The organism is Granulicatella sp. 572.rep1_STHE (assembly GCF_001073445.1).
Lineage (GTDB): Bacteria > Bacillota > Bacilli > Lactobacillales > Aerococcaceae > Granulicatella > Granulicatella adiacens.
In genome coordinates this window covers 1-709 of the sequence record NZ_JVBO01000040.1, presented here as the reverse complement: position 1 = coordinate 709, position 709 = coordinate 1, and the positions used below count along the sequence as shown (strand labels likewise).

Here is a 709-nt window from a genome sequence, read left to right as displayed (position 1 = left end):
TGTACTGACCCCAAAAAGTTAGACAATTAATTTAAGCAAAGGATTTAGTTCTGTATTGTACAGGACTAAGTCCTTTTAATTTTACTTTGATTCGTTTGTTGTTGTAATAATCAATATAGTCGACGATTGCCCCCTCAAGTTCCTTTATAGATTTAAATGTCTTTTCATAGCCGTAAAACATCTCTGATTTAAGAATGCCAAAGAACGATTCCATCATGCCATTGTCAGTACTATTACCCTTGCGGGACATAGATGGCTGAATGCCCTTATCTTCTAAAAAACTATGATAAAACTCATGCTGGTATTGCCATCCCTGATCACTATGGAGAATAGTACTCTCGTATTGTTCTTCTCTAAAAGCTTGTTTTAACATATCTTTTACTTGGTCTAAATTTGGTGAAGACGAAAGGGAATAAGCTATAATTTCGCTGTTATAACCATCTAAAATTGGTGATAAGTATAGTTTTTTGTTACTTGTTGGGATAGAAAATTCCGTAATGTCTGTATAGCACTTTTCCATCGGTTTTGAAGCATGAAATTGACGTTGAATAATGTTCCCAACTTTCTTTCCAACTTCTCCATGATAAGAAGAATACTTACGTTTTCTGCGAATACGAGCACTTAGCCCCAACATTTTCATCAAACGTTGTACCTTCTTATGATTTACGATGAAACCACGGTTTCTAAGCTCAAGAGTGATACGGCGATA

General features: G+C 35.1%; 1 protein-coding gene. It reads right to left on the bottom strand.

All coding sequences use genetic code 11. The annotated features are described in order from the left end of the window. Positions 1-31: 31 nt before the first annotated feature. The coding region (locus tag ADH99_RS08470; RefSeq protein WP_049554375.1) for an IS3 family transposase at positions 32-709 on the bottom strand (678 nt) is incomplete at its 5' end.